Below are 331 nucleotides of genomic sequence, written 5' to 3'. Positions count from 1 at the left end.
CATGACGATGTCGATGCCGCGTGCGCGCGCTGCGTTCACCGCGTCGTAGATCACGGCAGCCGGGTCGCCCGATTCCTGGGCCACCACCGTGACGTTGTTGCGCTGGCCCCAGACCACGAGCTGCTCGCGCGCGGCGGCGCGGAACGTATCGCCCGCAGCCAGCAGCACCGATTGGCCGTAGGTCTGGAAGTGCTTGCACAGCTTGCCGATGCTGGTGGTCTTGCCGGCGCCGTTCGAGCCGATCAGCGCCACGACCTGCCCCTTCGGGACCGCGAAATCGAGGCCGTGCAGCACCTCGACCTGACCGTAGCCGGCCGACAGACCCGTGACC

At 68.9% G+C, this 331-nt stretch carries 1 protein-coding gene; it reads right to left on the bottom strand.

What is annotated here, in order from left to right; genetic code table 11:
* On the bottom strand, positions 1 to 331 hold a 331-nt coding region (locus tag RVY79_RS18360; protein ID WP_317465974.1), incomplete at both ends, for an ATP-binding cassette domain-containing protein.

Source organism: Chromohalobacter sp. HP20-39, from assembly GCF_033052815.1.
Taxonomy (GTDB): Bacteria; Pseudomonadota; Gammaproteobacteria; order Pseudomonadales; family Halomonadaceae; genus Chromohalobacter.
Note: the sequence above shows the minus strand (reverse complement) of the source record. Positions and strands in the feature narration are given on the sequence as shown.